Here is a 16,610-nt window from a genome sequence, read left to right as displayed (position 1 = left end):
CACGGTGTATTCGACGGGGCATCCGGGGCTCCCTCGCGAGCCGCGGCCGTCTTGTCGTCGGACCGCCGACGCTGACTCCCGACCTCGAGTCGCTATGCTCGGTCAGTCTCGAGGGCCGGTTGCGCATCGCCGCGCTGCCCGGACGCCGCCAGGAAGTCCTCCACGTCGATCAACGGGGTTCCCTCGACGATAACCCGATCGGCCGTCGCTCCCGTCGCGGATACGTCGGCGGCCCCATCGTCCTCCTCGAGGTCGAACGACTCCACGGCGGGGTCGCTCGCGTCCGCCCCGGATCCGGTCCGTTCGCGTTCGGGATCGCTTCCGGCCTCGCCCGCCCCGTCGACCGGCTCGGGAGTGACGACCGGGTCCTCGAGCCGCCGCGTCGGCCGTCGTTCACGCTCGAGCAGCGCTGCGACGAGCGGGTGCTCGAGTGCGTCCCCGTCGAACGGGGAGTCCGCGATGCTCTCTTCGTCGTGGACTTTCGACTCCGGGACCGGTTCGACGCGGAGGACGTCGTCGACGCGGATCGCCGCGGCCTGCAGGTCGGCGGGGCGTTCGAAGACGAGCAGTTGGTCGCTGTCGGGATCGACCCGGGCCGGCGGGAAGTGAACCGACGGGTCGAGTACCGCCGTAACCTCCCCGCGGAGGTCGACGACGCCCTCGATGACGTCGGCGGCTCGCGGAACCGGCGTCACGTCTTCCTGGAGTTCGGTCGTCGTCCGAACGTCGTCGACCGGCACCGCGAACCGGTGGTCGCCGACCCGGAACAGGACGACGCGGATCCGTTCCTCCGCGTCCTGGCCGGGATCGTCCGCGCTGCGGGTTCGTCCCGAACGGGAGCCGTCGCTCCCGTCGATATCGATGCCGAGGAGTTTGTCGGGTAGCTCCGCCATTGGTTTCGTTCGGGTATCCCAGTCCAGCGATAAAAACGTTCACCGCGCTCGGCCGGTTCGTCCCGGCCGTCGACGGGGCGGTGATCGGCTATCGAACCCCAGCGAACGGACGCTCCGGCGTCCCCAACCCTTATTTTCGCTAACTGAGTAGCTGCGGGAGAATGACCCCGCCCTCCGACGTCGACGATCCGGTCCCTGACGACGACCGGCACCCGGACGCGAACTCGAGTCACGGTTCGAACCGCGACGCCGGTCCGCTCCGGGTCCTCACGTTCGGCCTCGCCGATGACCGCTACTGCGTCCGGACGGACGCTATCGCGACCGTGCTCGGCGTGTCCGACCCCGAACCCGTAATGAGTGCTCCGGAGCCGTGGAACGCGGGTACGATCACCGTCGACGGCGAACGCGTCCGGATCGTCGACCTGGCGCGGATCTTCACCGGCGTCGGAGCCGGGTCCAGCGACCGCCCCCAGCCGGCGGAGCCGACGTTGCTCGTTCTCGGAGTGACGGACGGCGACGGCGCCTACTACGGGTGGCTCGTCGATCGCGTCGGCAGGACCAGGACGATCGAGCGCGACGCCCTCGAACCGCCGCGGGTCGCCACCAGCCACGTCGAGGGCCGGTTCACCCTCGAGGACGGCGGCGCGATCCTGCTCGACGAGCGGGCGATCCACGGCTGATCGACGGTGACGGAGCGGTCCCCTGACTCGTCGTCGGTTCCGAAAACGAGCGTGAAAGGGGACGGAAACGGAAGAAAACCGGCAGCCGGGAACCGACTATCGAGCCCAGTCGCGCCCCCTACAGTAGCCCCGGCCCGTCGTCCGAATCGTCCTCGAGCTCGACGTCTAGCCCCATCTCCTCGCGTTGCTCCCGCAGTTGCTTGACCTGCAGGTAGTAATAGCCGATACCGAGGGTTCCGAGCACCACGACGATCCCGATCAGGCCGGTAAACAGCGTGATGTCCCGGGTCAGGTAGAACCGCAGCGAGATCGTGCTATCGACCTGATCCCAGACCAGTCGCTCCCGATCGTCGACGATCTCCCGTTCGTAGCCGCCCGGGTTGACGTCGCCGAACAGGAAGTTCGACGTCCGGTACCCCTCGGGGAGGGTCACTTCGTAGGATCCCTCGACGAAGGCCGGCAGCCGGAACGTCCGGCTCCCGGCGCTCCCCGAGAACGCGAGCGTCCCGTTCCCGTCGGGGACGGTGATCTCGGTGCTCGAGCGGCTCTGATCGACCTCGAGTTCCGAGCCCGTCATTTCCGTCCCGTTCGGGTGGTAGTACCGGACCCCGTAGACGTCCAGCGCCTCGTCGCGGTAGAACGACGAGCGGTACAGCGACAGTTCCTCGGTGCCGTTGAGGTCGTACACCGCGCGGAACTCGCCGTTGGTGATCAGACCGGCGTCTTCGATCTCGATGGCGACGTCCGCGTCGCTGTCGCGCAGGTCGTCGTACTCGACCTCTCGATCGAGTTCTTCGTCGGAGATGCCGCCGAAGATCGTCGAACAGCCGGCGAAGCCGACAAGCAGTGCGACCGCGACGACGGCGAGAAGGAGGCGTCGATTCATACGTATCTAGATCTACCGGGATCAGGGAACGACACAGCGCAGTTCCGCCGGGAGGTACTCGCCGACGCTGGCCAGCAGCCCCGGCGGGTCGGTATCTTCGGTACAGATCACGCTCTGCTCGAGGAGGCCCAGCCGTTCGACCGTGACGTAGTCCTGGGCGTGACCGGCGCGGTTCAGCGTCGCGCGAACCTCCGCTCGGGTGGCGCTGTTGACGTTGAGGCGGCCGTTGCCGCGGGTCCAGTCGTAGAGGCGGTCCCGCTCCTCGTCGGCCAGTCGCGACGCGCCGTCGGCGTCGTAGACGAACCGCAGGGGCATGTGCTGGACCAGCCCGTACCGCTCGCGCAGTTGCGTCGGTGAACCGGGCCCGAGCCCGAGTTCGTCGGTCGGGATCCGGACCGCCGTTCCGGCGTCGAGGGCGATCCCCTCCTCGTCCCACGATTCGAGCGTGCCGACGTGGGTCTCGCCGTCCTCGAGATCGGGGACGATCTCACCGAACTCCTCGCGGAGGACGTTGCGTGCGACGGTGGCGTCGTCGCCCTCGATCGTGACCGAGGGGAAGTCGTCGTGGCGGACGCCGAGTTCGTACTCGACGGCCAGTTCGCCGATCTCGTTGTCCACGAGCGACCGCAGGGAATCCAGCGCCCGCTCGCGGGCGTCGCCGTCGACGTAGAGTTTGGTTGCAAGTACGACCATCAGGCTTCCGCGTCCGTTTTCTCGATGTTGAGTTCGTCCTCGAGCGCCTCGATCCGGTCGTGCATCGCGTTGATCAGTCGATCGTTGTCCATCGATTCGACCGGCGAGCCACACTCGGGACACTCGAACCCGTAGTCCATCGCCTCGCCGAACTCGAACCGGATCGAACAGATCTCACAGAGGTAGAATTCGTGGTTGCGCTCGTACTCCCGGCGCTCCTCCAGGGCGTCGTGGAGCCGGTACATCTCTTCCTCGAGGTTCTCCGGGATGTTGTCGTACTCGAAGGTCCAGAGGTAGGTGAGCCAGCCGGAGTCCTCGTCGCGCAGCCGTCGGTAGCTGGCGAGGTCGTTCTCGTACAGGATAAACAGCGCCCGGCGCACGTCGTTCAGCTCGAGATCGAGCTCCTCGGCGAGTTCCTCGTCGGTCACTTCCCCGTCCGGCGGCGCCGCCGCGACGGGCATCCCCTTGGGACCGACCAGCTCGTGTAAGTACTTCTGGACGACCGGATCCTCGAGCAGGTCCTCAAAAGCCATTACCTACGTATAACGCCATCCGGCCATTAAGTCTTGTCAACTGCCTCCGGACGTCCCTGGCTGCGGACGACCGGCGACGGACGACCGGCGACGGACGACCGGCGACGGACGACCGGCGACGGACGACCGGCGACGGACGACCGGCGATGGACGACCGCCGACGGACGACCGGCGACGGACGACTCGAGTTCGCGACGCGAACCGGTTACTCCCCCTCGCTGGCTTCCCAGCCGAGGGTAACCGTGATCTCCTCGCGGTCACCGCCGAGCATGGGCGAGCGTTCCTCGATCTCGATACCGTACTCGACCGTCGCACCGGGACGGAGCGTCAGGGTTTTGTTGCCGACCTGTACCTCCGCGATGTCCCCGCTGTCGCCGCGGACCTCGCGGGCGAGCGCCTGTAGCAGGTCGGCCGCCTCTTCGCGTGGGACCTCTTCCTCGTAGCTGGTGGTTTCGCTCACAGGCGCATTGCCACGAACGCGGTCAAATAGGTTGGCCGCGAAGTGGCAGGCCTCGCGACTGTCCTGTTCGTGCCTCGAGTCGGCCCCGTCAGTTACCGATCGTCGGTCGCGTCCGTCCCCGTTTCGTCGGGGGACTCGACTCGCTTCCCGGTCTCCATCGGGACGACCCGGCGGTCTGCGTCCTCCCACTCGGCCTCGAGTTCCTCACCCTCGAACAGCCGGTCGAGGAAGACGGCGAGACCCGCGACCTCCGAGTGAGGTTGGTTCGTGACGCCGACGTTCCAGTCGGCCAGCTCGTAGACGTCGAACGGCACTTTCTCGGAGCCGACGACGATCAGGAGCTGTTCGCCGTCGTCACGGTGGGCGCGTCGGATCTCGCCCTCGACGTCCTGGACGCGTTCGCCGTACATCGTGAGGTGAACGACGCGGCCGTCCCACTCGCGGAGCAGCGCCTTCGGGGAGTCGGTGAGTTCGGCCTCGAAGGGGCCGCCGAACCGATCGGTGATGTCCGCGACGGTCTCGAGCGACTGGCCGGCGTTGTCGGGGAACCACACGCGGTCGGCCCCGAGCGCGCGGGCCGTCAGTCCGACGTGGGTCGTCATCCGATCGTCCCGGCCGGGGCGGTGGCCGAGCCGCAGGACGGCGACCTCGGGTTCGTCGTCGTGCATAGCGGACCTCGGAGCGGGGTCGGTTAGGGGGTTTCGCTTCGGGACTCCCGATAGGCTTTTTCCACTGCCTGCGAAACGTTCGCACGATGGAGCTAGTCGGCGTCGAACCGGCGAACCGACGGGTGAGCGATCGATGAGCGACATCCGTGAACGACTCGCGACGGCACGGGAGGAACGCTGGGGGATCCTGGCGGACCTCGCGTTCGCGGTCGTCTGGGTGACGATGGTCGAGGTGCTTTTCACGTTCGTCGACGGACCGACGTGGGCGTACTACGCGTGCATGTTCGCCGGCGTCGTGGCGTATTTCGGGTTCGTCTGGAACTTCGAACTCGCGACCAGCCGGCAGCGCTCGAGCCGGTAACGCCCGGCTCGGCGAAAAATCGGTGCGGTCGGCGACCGCCTACTCCGCTTGTGCGTCGACGACCAGGATCGGCACGTGCGTCGACCGGAGCGTTCGTTCGGTGACGCTGCCGAGCAGCGCCCGCGTGATGCCCGAACGGCCGTGTGAGCCCATGACGACGAGGTCGATGCCGTTGTCCTCGACGTAATCGCCGATCAGCGAGTGCGGGCGTCCCGCCGAGATGTGCTCGACGGCCGGAATGTCACGTTCCCGGGCCCGGTCCGCGACGTATCCGGTGGCGCTTTCGGCCCGTTCCCGGACCTCGTCCATCTCGTCGAACTGCCCCTGTTCGATGCGATCGAGTTGTTCGCCACCCAGGGTGATACTCATCGAGTCGGTATCGACCACGTACAGGGCGTGAACCTCGGCGTCGTACTTCTCGGCGAGATCGATGCCGTGGTCGACGGCACCGGCTGCCGTATCGCTTCCGTCGGTCGGAATGAGGATTTTCTCGTACATGGATCAGTCATCCGCGGGGGTCTGGCTTTCGCCCCCGTCGGCGACGACGTCTTCCGCGGTCTGTTGCTGGCCCATCGGTTCGGGGCTGTGACACTGGCGAACGATACGCTTGGTTTCGGCCGGCGGGTCGTCCGTCACCAGCGAGACGATGATCGTGACCGCAAAGACGATCGGCAGGCTGATGAGTGCCGATCCGATCGCCGGCATCCACTGGGCCAGACCCGCCGACAGCGGCGCCTCGAGCGAGGAGACGTACGTCGGAACGATCTCGTTGATCATCGGGATGGACCAGAGGACCAGCCCGGTGGTCATGCCCGCGAGGGCACCCTGGCGGTTGGCGTTCTCCCACCACATCCCGATGAAGAACATCGGGAACAGCACGGAGCCGGCCAGTGCGAACGCGTAGCCGACCAGTGCGGCGATCGAGGAGGCGGGGTCGAGCGCCGCGAGCGTGGTCAGCACGCCCAGCGCGACGATCGAGAGGCGACCGACGAGGATCTGCTGACGCTGGGTCGCGTCCTCGTTGATGATGTTCGTGTAGATGTCGTGGCTGATCGCCGACGAGCCGGCGATGAACAGTCCGGCGACCGTCGCGATGGCCGCGGCGATCCCGCCCGCGGCGACGATGCCGACGAACCACTCGGGCAGGTTCGATAGCTGGGCGGCCAACACGACGATGACCTCGCTTGCCGCACTCGCCATGCCGGGATCACCGTACGTCGGGCGGACGTTCGTGGTGTAGAGGTCGGTCCCGAACGCCGCGAACGCCGGCGCGCTCCAGTACAGGAGACAGATGAAGAACAGCCCCCAGACGGTCGACCAGCGGGCTGTCCGCTCGCTCTCGACCGTGTAGAACCGCACCAGCACGTGGGGCAGTCCGCAGGTCCCGACGATCAGCGAGAACGTCGTCGCGATCCACAGGTAGTAACTCGAGGTGACGAACGGTTCGGAGAACTCGCTGCCGAGGTCGTCGATCAGCATGCCGTACTCGAGTTGCGGCAGCACCGTGGAGTAGCCGTTCGTGTAGCCGACGACGAACAGGCCGGCCAGGAACGCCACGATGAGGATGGTGTACTGGACCGCCTGGTTCTTCGTCGCGCCCAGCATTCCGGAGAGGGTCAGGTAGCCGACGGTGATCGCCATCATGAAGATGACCATCACCTGGTAGCCGTCGAGTCCGGGCAGCAGGAACCCGAAGTCACCGAAGACGTACAGACCGACGAGCGCCATGCCCTTCGCCTGGCCGATGGCGTAGACGAACCCGATGAGGAACGTCGTCACCGCGGCGATCGCGCGGGCGCCGTCGGAGTTGAATCGGTCGCCGACGAAGTCCGGTGCGGTGTACTTCCCGAACCGGCGCAACTGGGCCGCCAGGAAGATGAGCAGGATGAAGTATCCAGTCGTCCAGCCGACGACGAACACCAGCCCGTAGAAGCCGGCCAGTGCGATCGATGCCGCCATCCCGAGGTAGGACGCGGCGGACATCCAGTTGGCGCCGATGGCCATGCCGTTCTCGACGTTCCCGATCGAGCGGCCGGCGACCCACATGTCTTCGGTGTCCGCCACGCGGAAGACGAACCCGATCGCGAGGAACAGCGCCAGCATCCCCAGCACGAGGACGGCCGGAACCACCTTGAACGAGATGTCCAGCGATTCAGGGAGCAAACTCTCCTGTAAGGGCAGGGCCGTGAGCTCCGGCATCCCGGTCCCAGTCATTCGTCAACACCTCCGTCGGCGGCCGTCGCCCCGCCGTGTTCGGTTCCTTCGGGGGTCGTATGATCGATACCGTACTTCTCGTCGAGCGCGTCCCGCTTGCGCGAGTACCACACCGACAGGAGCAAGGCGCTGGTCGGCGCGCCGAACGCGACCAGGAAGTAGTGCCACGGGAAGCCGAGCACCGGCATCTGGGTCGTCATCACGTCCGTCGCCAGGTACGTCAGCGTCACCGGCCCGAAGACGGCCACGACCCAGATCACGAAGCCAGTCCAGACCACCCGCAGGTGGTCGCGCATGAACGGGGTGCTGGGCTTGAGCAGGTTGACCTCCTGGTTGAGGTAGTCGGTGTTTCGATGGGCCTGTCCGTGTCCGCCGGCCACCCCACCGTCCGTTTCGAGTTCGTCGTCCGAATCTTGAGTGTTATTATCTCTCATATTCTTTCGCGTAGTCTCGGTTCCGGTTCCGGTCGATTCGCGGAAAACCGAAGACCGAAGCTGTGGTCGGTTAGTCGGTCTCGACTTGGTCGGCGATCTGATCGACGATATCGGGGTTACGCAGCGTCGAGGTGTTCCCGAGTTCGTTGCCGCTGGCGATGTCCTCGAGCAGTCGGCGCATGATCTTGCCCGACCGCGTCTTGGGCAGTTCTGGCGTGAAAACCACTTCCTCGGGCCGTGCGATCGGGCCGATCGAGTCCTCCACCGACTCGATGGCTCGTTCCTCGAGTTCGTCCTCCTGGCCGCCGTAGCCGTCTTCGGGGATCGCGTAGACGTAGACGGCCTCGCCTTTGACCTCGTGGTCGCCGCCGACGACCGCGGCCTCGGCGATCCCTTCGACGCCGACGACGGCGGATTCGATCTCCATGGTCCCCAGCCGATGGCCGGAGACGTTGATCACGTCGTCGACGCGGCCGAGGACGGTGATGTAGCCGTCGTCGTCGATCTTCGCGCCGTCCTCGGGGAAGTAGACCCACTCGTCGGCCTCGGGGTCGGAGTACTCCTCCCAGTACTCGGAGACGAATCGTTCGTCGTTCCGGTAGAGCGTCCGGAGCATCCCGGGCCAGGGCTTCTGGACGGTCAGGTAGCCGGCCTCGCCGGCGTTGACCTCCTCGCCGGCCCCGTCGACGATCTGGGCATCGATCCCCGGCAGGCCGGGGCCGGCGGAGCCGGGTTTCATCTCGTTGATGCCCGGCAGCGTCGTGATCATGTGGCCGCCGGTCTCGGTCTGCCACCAGGTGTCGACGATCGGGCACTCCTCGCCGCCGATGTGCTTGTAGTACCACTTCCAGGCCCGCGGGTTGATCGGCTCCCCGACGGTCCCCAGCAGCCGCAGCGACGAGAGGTCGTGGCGCTCGGGGTACTCCTTGCCCCACTTCATGAACGCGCGGATCGCCGTCGGCGCGGTGTAGAAGACGTCGACGCGGTTTTTCTCGACGATCTCCCAGAAGCGATCCTTGTCCGGGTAGTCGGGCGTCCCCTCGTACATCACCGTCGTCGTCCCCAGGGCCAGCGGCCCGTAGAGGATGTAGGAGTGGCCCGTGATCCAGCCGATGTCCGCCGAACACCAGTAGGTGTCTTCCGGCTCGAGGTCGAGCACCGCGTGGCTCGTCCAGGTCACGTACGAGAGGTAGCCGCCGGTCGTGTGCTTGACGCCTTTCGGCTTGCCGGTGGTCCCCGACGTGTACATCAGGAACAGCATGTCCTCGGCGTCCCGGGAGACGGGGTCGACCGTCTCTCCGGCGTGAGCCTCGACCAGTTCGTCGTAGTCGTGCTGGCTCTCGGAAAGGGAGTGATCGAGGTCGTCGCCCAGCCGGTCGACGACGACGGTCTCGGTCCCGTGCTCGACGTCCTCGAGACCCTCGTTGGTCTTCGAGATGTGGTCGAGCGCGTCCCCGCGCCGGTAGTAGCCGTCACAGGTGATCAGGTACTCGCTGTCGGCGTCGTTCATCCGGGTCGCGAGCGCGTCCGCGGAGAAGCCCGCGAAGACGACGCTGTGTGGCGCGCCGATGCGGGCACAGGCCAGCATCGCGATCGGGAGCTCCGGGACCATCGGCATGTACATCGTGACGACGTCGTCCTCCTCGACGCCGAGGTCCCGCAGCGCCGCGGCGAACTCGTTGACCTCGTTGAGGAGGTCGCCGTAGGTGTAGGTCCGCGTCTCGCCGAGTTCGCCCTCCCACTTGATCGCGGCCCGGTTCTTCGCACCGTTCTCGACGTGCCTGTCGAGACAGTTGTACGACGCGTTCAGTTCCCCGCCGGTGAACCACTGGTAGGTCGGCGCGTCGGACTCGTCCAATACCTCGTCGTAGGGCTCGTCCCAGTCGAGGAACTCCGCTGCCCGCTCCCACGACTCGGGCCAGTTCTCCTCGAACTCCTCGTAGATCCCCGGATCGGAGACGTTCGCCTGCTCGACGAACGACTCGGGAGGTTCGAACGTCTCTTGCTCCTCGAGCCGTGCCTCGAGACTGGCATCCTCCTGTGACATGATACACACAACCAATCTGCAAGGACCATAGTAAAGGCGGCCTCTAGTTGTACCAAATGGGGTCGCCGAACCGACGGGTATCCGAATATTTCCACTATTGTATATCGAAATAATCCGAACAGTCGCCGGTCATCGCGCCCGACCGATCCCCGAACGCGCGATCGAACGGTCGGAACGGGTCTCGAGCGGGGGGCGGTTCGATCCGTCCCGCGAACGCTCTAGAGGCTTAGGGGTCTCACAGCGATGGCTGCTCACTCGGTCGTCGCGGCCCGCTCGCCGTCGGACTCCTGGAGGTCGTCGGAGGGGTCGTCGAAGAACGTCCGCAGGAGTTCGTGCTGGCCCTTCCGGAGATGGTTGTGTAGCGTCGGCGAGGAGATGCCCATCGCGTCGGCGATCTCCTCGGCCGTACTCTCCCGAGGCCAGTCGTAGTACCCCCCGAAGTACGCCGCCCGCAACGCGGCGACCTGGCGGTCGGTCAACCGTTCCTCGAGGCCCTCGCGGAACTCGCGGGCGGTCCGGACGGTCCGCTCGGCCTCGCGCTTGCCGACGAGTTCGGAGTCGGGGAACGCGGCCCGGAAGCCGTCGACGATCGTCCGCAGGTCCGCGTCGCCGGCGCACTCGCCGGTGATCGTCGCCGTCCCCGACTCCACCGTCGCCGCACGGACGGTGACGCCGTACTCCGAGAGGGTCAACAGCGGTGACGAGCCCTCGACGACGAACTCGACGCGCCAGCCGTCCTCGTAGGTCTCGATTAGCCGGAAGTCCGTGACGCTATCGCTCTCCTGGGCGAGGTCGAACACGTCCGCGGGTTCGGCGTCCTCGAGCCGGAGGTAGTACAGCTGGGTCGACTCCGAGGTCGGCACCAGCGAGTCGAGTTCGAACCGACAGTCCAGCCGCTCGGAGGCGTCCACGAGGAACGAGCGGTCGTCCCGACAGGCGAGGTCGAACTCGACGACGCGATCCGACAGCAGGAGGTTCCGCCGGCGGACGGCGGTGATCGCGTAGCCGACCTGGCGGCCGATGGTTCCGAGCCAGGCGCGTTCGTCCCCGTCGAAGGCCGACTCCCGGTCGGTTGCGACCGTCAGCGTTCCGTACGTCGTCTCACCGTACGCGAGCGGCACGCGCGCGAACGTCCGGTCGTCGCGCTCGGCGACCCGTACGCCGGGGTCCGCGTCGTCTTCCTCGACCGACCCGGCCTCCCACGTCTCGGGTGCGAGCGGGTCGATCGCGTCGGGCTCGATCCCGCTCGCGACGCGCCACTCCCGGCGGCGGTCGGCCATCGTCGTCCGGTCGATCCAGGCGAACTCGTAGCCGTCGCCCCGGGCCAGCGTCTCGCAGGTCTCGGTCTCGACCCCCTCGTGGTCGTCGGCCTCGAGCAGCGACTCCGTCAGTTCGCGGTGTCGCCGGGCCAGCGCGTACCGGCGCTCGAGTTCCGCCCGGCGGCTGCGGAGGTCGGCGAGTTCGTCGTAGTAACTCGAGACGTCGCGGACGAACAGCGCGTAGCCGCGGTGTCGCCCCCGGTCGTCCCGCAGCGGGGTGACGACCGTCGTCGCGCGGAACGTCGACCCGTCCTTGCGGACGCGCCAGCCCTCGACCTCGTGGCCCGAGTCCTCGAGGGCGGCCGACAGCACCCGCTCGGGCTCTCCCTCGTCGACGGCGTCGTCCGGGTAGAACGCCGAGACGTGCGTGCCGACGATTTCGCCGGCCCGGTAGCCGAACATGGCGGCCGCGCTGCGGTTCCAGCGTTCGACGTAGCCGTCCTCGTCGAGGCGGACGAGCGCGTACTGGTCGCTCGCGGCGAGCAAGAGCCGGACGACGCTATCGTCGCCGACCGTGTCCGCCCTGTCGCCCCCCCGGGACCGGTCGCGGCCTCGCGGGTCCGACGGCCGCTCGATGGCCTCGAAGGCGTCGACGATCTCGGCCTCAGTCGGCTCCGGGAGGTACGACTCGAGGGCCTCGAAACTGCGCCAGCCGCCGGCGGCCTTGACGACGCGGGGGTTGATCCCGCGGTCGACGAGCGAGCGGTACGCGAAGTAATGACGGAGGTCTCCCGTCGACACGTCCGCGAGCGCGGGGTCGTCGTACAGGTCGGCCGCGCGGTCGGCGACGTCGGAGACGAGCATCTGGAGTCGACGCGGTGTCACCGAAAAGATCCGATCCGCCGGGGAGAGGTCGTTGCTCCTGGCGTACCGCCGGAGTTCGCGCTCGACCCTGGTCGGGAGGTACGCGGTCCGGCCGTCACGTCCCTCCTCGGTTCCCGGCACGCGGACCAGATATCGCGGCGGGTCGATCCGCGCCTGTTCGACGTCGTCGATCGTGAGTCGGGCGAGTTCCGCGGGGCGCAGGCCGACGTCCCCGCAGAGCCGGACGACCAGCGCCTCGCGGTACGTTTCGGCGGCGTCGAGCAGGGACTCGTACTGTCGCTTCGAGAGGACGTCGGCTTCCCCCGCGTCGACGCTCATGGGTTGTTTCGCGTTTTCTGGTCTTGCGAATATAATTCTACCGACTGTCGGCGACTGTTCCAGCCGCTTCCGTGATCGTACGGATTCGACCTCGTCGGCGGCGTTTCGTGATATTCGAAACTCCGAAACGAGTCACTCGTCGGCGTCGACGGCGCCGCTCTCGGACTGGATCTCTCCGACGATTTCGGGGTTCCTGAGTGCGCTGGTGTCCCCCAGTTCCTCGCCGTTCGCGACGTCCTCGAGCAGTCGCCGCAGGATCTTGCCCGAGCGGGTCTTGGGGAGTTCGGGCGTGAAGACGATCTCCGCTGGGACGGCGATCTCGCCGATGGTCGACTCGACGGCGTCCTCGATCGCCCGGCGCACGTCCTCGTCCGGGTCACAGTCGTTCTCGGTGCTGACGTAGGCGTAGATTTCGGTCCCGGCGGTCTCGCTCGAGCGGCCGACGACCGCGGCTTCGGCGACGCCGTCGGCGTCGGTGACCGCGCCCTCGATCTCCATCGTGCTGAGGCGACGGCCGGAGACGTTGATCACGTCGTCGACGCGCCCGAGGACGGTGACGTAACCGTCCTCGTCGATCGAGGCGGCGTCGCCGCTGAAGTAGGTCCAGTCGTCCCCGTCGGGGTCGGAGAACTGCTCCCAGTACTCGCTCCGGAACCGGTCGTCGCCGTCGTACAGCGTCCGGGCCATGCCGGGCCAGGGACGGTCGACGGTGAGATAGCCGGTCTGTCCGGGTGCGACCGGGTCGCCGTCATCGTCGACGACCTGGACGTCGATTCCGGGCAGGCCAGGGCCGGCGACGCCGGGTTTCATCCCGTCGACCCCGGGGAGCGTCGACACCATGATCGCTCCCGTCTCGGTTTGCCACCAGGTGTCGACGATCGGGCACCGCTCGTCGCCGATGTGTTCGTAGTACCACTCCCAGGCTCGCGGGTTGATCGGTTCGCCGACGCTACCGAGCAGGCGCAGCGAGGAGAGGTCGTGACGCTCGGGGTACTCCTCGCCCCACTTCATGAACGCGCGGACCGCCGTCGGCGCGGTGTAGAAGACGTCGACGGCGTTCCGGTCGACGATCTCCCAGAGCCGGTCGCGGTCGGGGTAGTCCGGCGTCCCCTCGTACATCACCGTGGTCGTCCCCAGCGCGAGCGGGCCGTAGACGATGTAGGAGTGGCCCGTAATCCACCCGATGTCGGCCGCACACCAGTAGGTGTCCTCGGCCTCGACGTCCAGTACCGCATTGCTCGTCCAGGCCACGTGCGCGAGGTAGCCGCCCGTAGTGTGGACCACGCCCTTCGGCTCGCCGGTCGTTCCCGACGTGTACATCAGAAACAGCATATCCTCGGCGTCCCGGGAGACGGGCTCGACCTCCTCGCCGGCGAACTCCTCGCGGAGGTCGTGGTAGTCCCACTCGTCGTCGCCGAGCACGTGCGGGAGTTCGTCGCCGAGGCGATCGACCACGACCGTCTCGACGTCGTGCTCGAGCGCGAGGCGGGCGTTGTCGACCTTGCTCTTCTGGTTGAACGCGTCGCCCCGTCGGTAGTAGCCGTCGCAGGTCACCAGATACTCGCTGTCGGCGGCGTCCATCCGGGTCGCGAGCGCGTCCGCGGACAGTCCGGCGAAGACGACGCTGTGTGGCGCGCCGATGCGGGCACAGGCCAGCATCGCGATCGGCAACTCGGGGATCATCGGCAGGTACAGCGTGACGACGTCGTCCTCGCCGACGCCCAGGTCCCGCAGCGCCGCAGCGAACTCGTTGACCGCGACGTAGAGATCCCGGTAGGTGTAGGTCTCCCGCTCGCCCTGCTTTCCCTCCCAGCGGATCGCCGCGTGGGTCTTCCGGCCCGCCTCGAGGTGGCGGTCGATGCAGTTGTACGCGGCGTTCAGCCGGCCACCCGTGAACCAGCGGTAGTGTGGCGGCTCGTCGTCCTCGAGGACCGTCCCGTACGACCGGTCCCACGAGAGCAGATCCGCCGCTCGTTCCCAGCAGTTCGGCCACTCCTCGTCGAACGCCTCGTAGATGCCCTCGTCGGTTACGTTCGCTTGCTCGACGAACGCCTCGGGGGGCTCCCGGGGCGACCCGGTGGGGACGGACCGGCCCCGTTCCCACCCGTTCCGATCGACCATGTCGTTCGAACCGAAGCGAGTCAAGCGGATAAACGTTCCTCCGAATCGGATCGATTCCGGGCCGCCGCACGTCGATTTTGCCGGAAAATATCGACCCAGTTATTGGATCACTCGAGCGAGTCGACGTCGGACACCTCGTCCGCGTCGCTCGTCTCGTCCGGGTGGCGGACCACGTACACGTCGTACCGCTGATCGTTGGCTACCGGACTGCCGACGCTGGACTGCGGCGAGATCACCGACCCGGCGTTCTCCGACCCGATGAAGACGACGGTCGCCTCGACCTCGCCGGCGACGCGGCGGATCTCGCGGACGACGTTCGTCGTCGAGGTCGCCGTCGGTTCGTCGGAGCTGACCCGCTCGACGCGGAACGTGGCCTCTGGAGCGACGTCCCGGGCCCGCGTCTCCATGCCCGCGGCGATCGCATCGGGGTCGAACGGTTCGCCGGGCGCGATCCAGCCGCGGTCGCGAGCGTAGTCCGCATCGTCCGGGATGACTGTCAGTGCGATCACGTCTTCCTCGAGGTGGTCGCCGAACGTGGCCGCCCTCTCGAGTGCTTTCTCCGCGAGCGGGGAGCCGTCGAACGGAACGAGCAGTGACATACCACGGTATGATACGACAGCGAAAGTAAACCTTCGCCCTCCGGACGGAGTCAGGTTACTCGGGGACCGAGTCGTTTCCGGTCTCACTCCCGTCGCCGTCCTCGTCCGGGCCGTCGACGACCACCACCGGCCGGTCGGCGTACCTGACGACCGCGTCGACGGTCCCGCCGAGCAGCGCCCGTTTGAACGAGGATCGCCCACGAGAGCCGACGACGATCGCGTCCGCGTCCCGCGCCGTCGCGGCCGCGATGATCTCCTCGTACGGGACGCCCGACTCGACGGCCGTCTCGACGTCGACGCCGGCTTCGGCCGCCGCCGACTCGAGGTCCGCCATGACCTCTTCGGCTTGCTCCCGTCGCCGACGGTCGACCTCCTCGGGATCGACGATCGCGTTGTCGTAGTCGGTCCGGCTCTCGAGGACCGTCAGGCCGAACAGGTCGGCGTCGAACCGGCTCGCGAGCCCGATCGCGTGATCGACGGCGGCGGTTCCGGTCTCGCTCCCGTCGGTCGCGACGACGATGGCGTCGTACATACCGGACCCTGCGGGCGCGACGACCAAAGTGGTACCCCCGTCCTCGCCCCCGTCCCCGCCCGTCCCCGCCCCATCCCGTCCCGCCGGGCGATCGACGACCGTCCCGTCAGTCCGTGTCCTGATCCTCGTCTTCGTCGAACAGTTGGTTCCGCTCCGGCATCGTCGAGAACCGGCGCACGGCACGCAGATCCGCCCGCTTCGAGGGCGACGGGGCCATCGTCGAGTGGCGGGTCGCGCCGCCGGGGGAGTCGCGCCCGCCCGCTCCGAGGTCCGACTCGAGGAGGTCGTCGTCCTCGTCCGTGACCCCCTCGCGGTCCGTTTCCGCGACGGCCCCTGGCTCCCTGGTGCCTTCGCCTTCGCCTTCGTCCGTATCGGGCCCCTCGTCGCCTCCCTCCACCGCCGCTTCGAGCCGATCCCGGAGTTGCTCGACGCCGTCGCTGAACTCCGTGACGTTCGACTGGACGGCTTCGCGGAGTCGGTCCTCGAGGTCGTCCGTCGAACCCGCGGACTCCTCGTCGCTTTCCCCGCCCGCGTCGTCCGTCGCCCCCGACTCGCTCTCCGACTCGCTCTCGGAGTCGCTCTCGCGTGCGGCCGCTTGCAGCCCGCCTACGGCCGCGTCGAGGTCGCTCCCCTCCTCGCCCTCGTCGACCCGCTCTCCGAGATCGGCGAGCCGGAGCAACCGCTCGAGGTCCTCGACCGCGTCGGCGTCTCCCTCGGCGATCGCCTCGGGGATCGACGACGGCTCCGACCCGTCGGGGAGGGTGTCGAGTCCGACCGCCTCGAGCAACGCGTCTGGATCGGCCGACGCCACGAGTTCGTTCGCCTTCCGGGCCGCCTCGCGGAACTCGTCGGCGTCGGCGGGAGCCTCGTCCTCGCCCTCGTCCCCGGCCGTCATAAGCCGGGCGCTCGCCGCGTCGGTCTCGTCCAGGATCTCCGTCACCTGCTCGCGCGTGGGGTCTGTCACTGTGTATCCTCGCGGTCGTTCTCGATTCGCTCGGTGTATCGTCTCGCCTCGAGTCTGCCGGGA

General features: G+C 67.6%; 17 protein-coding genes. 2 read left to right on the top strand and 15 right to left on the bottom strand.

From position 1 onward, the window contains the following. Positions 1–92: 92 nt before the first annotated feature. Positions 93–893, bottom strand: a complete 801-nt coding sequence (locus BM113_RS10415) for a chemotaxis protein CheW (RefSeq protein WP_089787740.1) — start codon at positions 891–893, stop codon at positions 93–95. A gap of 161 nt (positions 894–1,054) precedes the next feature. Here BM113_RS10415 and BM113_RS10410 point away from each other — a divergent pair, with 161 nt between their 5' ends. Continuing rightward, complete coding sequence (locus BM113_RS10410) at positions 1,055–1,573, top strand: chemotaxis protein CheW (RefSeq protein WP_007140705.1); 519 nt, start codon at positions 1,055–1,057, stop codon at positions 1,571–1,573. 118 nt (positions 1,574–1,691) lie between these two features. Here BM113_RS10410 and BM113_RS10405 read toward each other — a convergent pair whose 3' ends face one another. From BM113_RS10405 to BM113_RS10385, 5 genes are all read right to left on the bottom strand, one after another. Further along, positions 1,692–2,459 carry a DUF5803 family protein gene (locus BM113_RS10405; RefSeq protein WP_089787738.1) on the bottom strand — a complete coding sequence of 256 codons (768 nt, stop codon included), beginning with the start codon at positions 2,457–2,459 and terminating at the stop codon, positions 1,692–1,694. A 21-nt stretch (positions 2,460–2,480) separates the two neighbouring features. Next, positions 2,481–3,152 carry a DUF2110 family protein gene (locus BM113_RS10400; RefSeq protein WP_007140707.1) on the bottom strand — a complete coding sequence of 224 codons (672 nt, stop codon included), beginning with the start codon at positions 3,150–3,152 and terminating at the stop codon, positions 2,481–2,483. Beyond that, the gene (gene tfe, locus BM113_RS10395; RefSeq protein ID WP_089787736.1) at positions 3,152–3,685 is read right to left on the bottom strand and encodes a transcription factor E; all 534 of its coding nucleotides are present in this window, start codon (positions 3,683–3,685) and stop codon (positions 3,152–3,154) included. The genes BM113_RS10400 and tfe overlap by 1 nt, the downstream gene beginning before the upstream one ends. Positions 3,686–3,890: 205 nt before the next feature. Then, complete coding sequence (locus BM113_RS10390; protein WP_089787734.1) at positions 3,891–4,145, bottom strand: amphi-Trp domain-containing protein; 255 nt, start codon at positions 4,143–4,145, stop codon at positions 3,891–3,893. A 92-nt stretch (positions 4,146–4,237) separates the two neighbouring features. Further along, positions 4,238–4,813 (bottom strand): tRNA (cytidine(56)-2'-O)-methyltransferase, encoded by a 576-nt coding sequence (locus BM113_RS10385; protein ID WP_089787732.1) that lies wholly within the window; start codon positions 4,811–4,813, stop codon positions 4,238–4,240. Between the two features lie 133 nt (positions 4,814–4,946). On the opposite strand from BM113_RS10385, the gene BM113_RS10380 reads away from it, so the two are divergent. Beyond that, positions 4,947–5,174, top strand: coding sequence for a DUF8119 family protein (locus tag BM113_RS10380; RefSeq protein WP_007140711.1), 228 nt, complete (start codon positions 4,947–4,949; stop codon positions 5,172–5,174). Between the two features lie 39 nt (positions 5,175–5,213). Here BM113_RS10380 and BM113_RS10375 read toward each other — a convergent pair whose 3' ends face one another. The 9 genes from BM113_RS10375 to BM113_RS10335 all read right to left on the bottom strand — a co-directional run bounded on the left by BM113_RS10375 (position 5,214) and on the right by BM113_RS10335 (position 16,547). Continuing rightward, on the bottom strand, positions 5,214–5,672 hold the full coding sequence (locus BM113_RS10375; RefSeq protein ID WP_089787730.1) for a universal stress protein: 459 nt from the start codon (positions 5,670–5,672) through the stop codon (positions 5,214–5,216). Positions 5,673–5,675: 3 nt separating this feature from the next. After that, a complete protein-coding gene (locus BM113_RS10370) occupies positions 5,676–7,388 on the bottom strand; it encodes a VC_2705 family sodium/solute symporter (RefSeq protein ID WP_177209146.1) in 1,713 nt (570 codons plus the stop codon). Continuing rightward, positions 7,385–7,822, bottom strand: coding sequence for a DUF4212 domain-containing protein (locus BM113_RS10365; protein WP_177209145.1), 438 nt, complete (start codon positions 7,820–7,822; stop codon positions 7,385–7,387). Before BM113_RS10365 ends, BM113_RS10370 begins: the two co-directional genes overlap by 4 nt. A gap of 70 nt (positions 7,823–7,892) precedes the next feature. Beyond that, on the bottom strand, positions 7,893–9,869 hold the full coding sequence (acs, locus tag BM113_RS10360) for an acetate--CoA ligase (RefSeq protein WP_089787725.1): 1,977 nt from the start codon (positions 9,867–9,869) through the stop codon (positions 7,893–7,895). Between the two features lie 251 nt (positions 9,870–10,120). Continuing rightward, positions 10,121–12,331, bottom strand: a complete 2,211-nt coding sequence (locus tag BM113_RS10355; protein ID WP_089787724.1) for a bacterio-opsin activator domain-containing protein — start codon at positions 12,329–12,331, stop codon at positions 10,121–10,123. Positions 12,332–12,463: 132 nt separating this feature from the next. Then, positions 12,464–14,452, bottom strand: coding sequence for an acetate--CoA ligase (acs, locus tag BM113_RS10350; RefSeq protein WP_089787723.1), 1,989 nt, complete (start codon positions 14,450–14,452; stop codon positions 12,464–12,466). Between the two features lie 107 nt (positions 14,453–14,559). Then, positions 14,560–15,051, bottom strand: a complete 492-nt coding sequence (locus tag BM113_RS10345; protein ID WP_089787721.1) for a universal stress protein — start codon at positions 15,049–15,051, stop codon at positions 14,560–14,562. A 55-nt stretch (positions 15,052–15,106) separates the two neighbouring features. Next, positions 15,107–15,583 carry a universal stress protein gene (locus tag BM113_RS10340; protein ID WP_089787719.1) on the bottom strand — a complete coding sequence of 159 codons (477 nt, stop codon included), beginning with the start codon at positions 15,581–15,583 and terminating at the stop codon, positions 15,107–15,109. 106 nt (positions 15,584–15,689) lie between these two features. Then, on the bottom strand, positions 15,690–16,547 hold the full coding sequence (locus tag BM113_RS10335) for a hypothetical protein (protein ID WP_089787718.1): 858 nt from the start codon (positions 16,545–16,547) through the stop codon (positions 15,690–15,692). Between the last annotated feature and the right edge of the window lie 63 nt (positions 16,548–16,610).

Origin of the sequence: Natronobacterium haloterrestre, from assembly GCF_900112205.1 — an archaeon.
Taxonomy (GTDB): domain Archaea; phylum Halobacteriota; class Halobacteria; order Halobacteriales; family Natrialbaceae; genus Natronobacterium; species Natronobacterium haloterrestre.
Note: the sequence above shows the minus strand (reverse complement) of the source record. Positions and strands in the feature narration are given on the sequence as shown.

Coding starts and splice junctions, on each gene's coding strand:
- BM113_RS10415 (WP_089787740.1), bottom strand. CDS start 893: ATGGCGGAGCTACCCGACAAACTCCTCGGCATCGATATCGACGGGAGC.
- BM113_RS10410 (WP_007140705.1), top strand. CDS start 1,055: ATGACCCCGCCCTCCGACGTCGACGATCCGGTCCCTGACGACGACCGG.
- BM113_RS10405 (WP_089787738.1), bottom strand. CDS start 2,459: ATGAATCGACGCCTCCTTCTCGCCGTCGTCGCGGTCGCACTGCTTGTC.
- BM113_RS10400 (WP_007140707.1), bottom strand. CDS start 3,152: ATGGTCGTACTTGCAACCAAACTCTACGTCGACGGCGACGCCCGCGAG.
- tfe (WP_089787736.1), bottom strand. CDS start 3,685: ATGGCTTTTGAGGACCTGCTCGAGGATCCGGTCGTCCAGAAGTACTTA.
- BM113_RS10385 (WP_089787732.1), bottom strand. CDS start 4,813: ATGCACGACGACGAACCCGAGGTCGCCGTCCTGCGGCTCGGCCACCGC.
- BM113_RS10380 (WP_007140711.1), top strand. CDS start 4,947: ATGAGCGACATCCGTGAACGACTCGCGACGGCACGGGAGGAACGCTGG.
- BM113_RS10375 (WP_089787730.1), bottom strand. CDS start 5,672: ATGTACGAGAAAATCCTCATTCCGACCGACGGAAGCGATACGGCAGCC.
- BM113_RS10370 (WP_177209146.1), bottom strand. CDS start 7,388: ATGACTGGGACCGGGATGCCGGAGCTCACGGCCCTGCCCTTACAGGAG.
- BM113_RS10365 (WP_177209145.1), bottom strand. CDS start 7,822: ATGAGAGATAATAACACTCAAGATTCGGACGACGAACTCGAAACGGAC.
- acs (WP_089787725.1), bottom strand. CDS start 9,869: ATGTCACAGGAGGATGCCAGTCTCGAGGCACGGCTCGAGGAGCAAGAG.
- BM113_RS10355 (WP_089787724.1), bottom strand. CDS start 12,331: ATGAGCGTCGACGCGGGGGAAGCCGACGTCCTCTCGAAGCGACAGTAC.
- acs (WP_089787723.1), bottom strand. CDS start 14,452: ATGGTCGATCGGAACGGGTGGGAACGGGGCCGGTCCGTCCCCACCGGG.
- BM113_RS10345 (WP_089787721.1), bottom strand. CDS start 15,051: ATGTCACTGCTCGTTCCGTTCGACGGCTCCCCGCTCGCGGAGAAAGCA.
- BM113_RS10340 (WP_089787719.1), bottom strand. CDS start 15,583: ATGTACGACGCCATCGTCGTCGCGACCGACGGGAGCGAGACCGGAACC.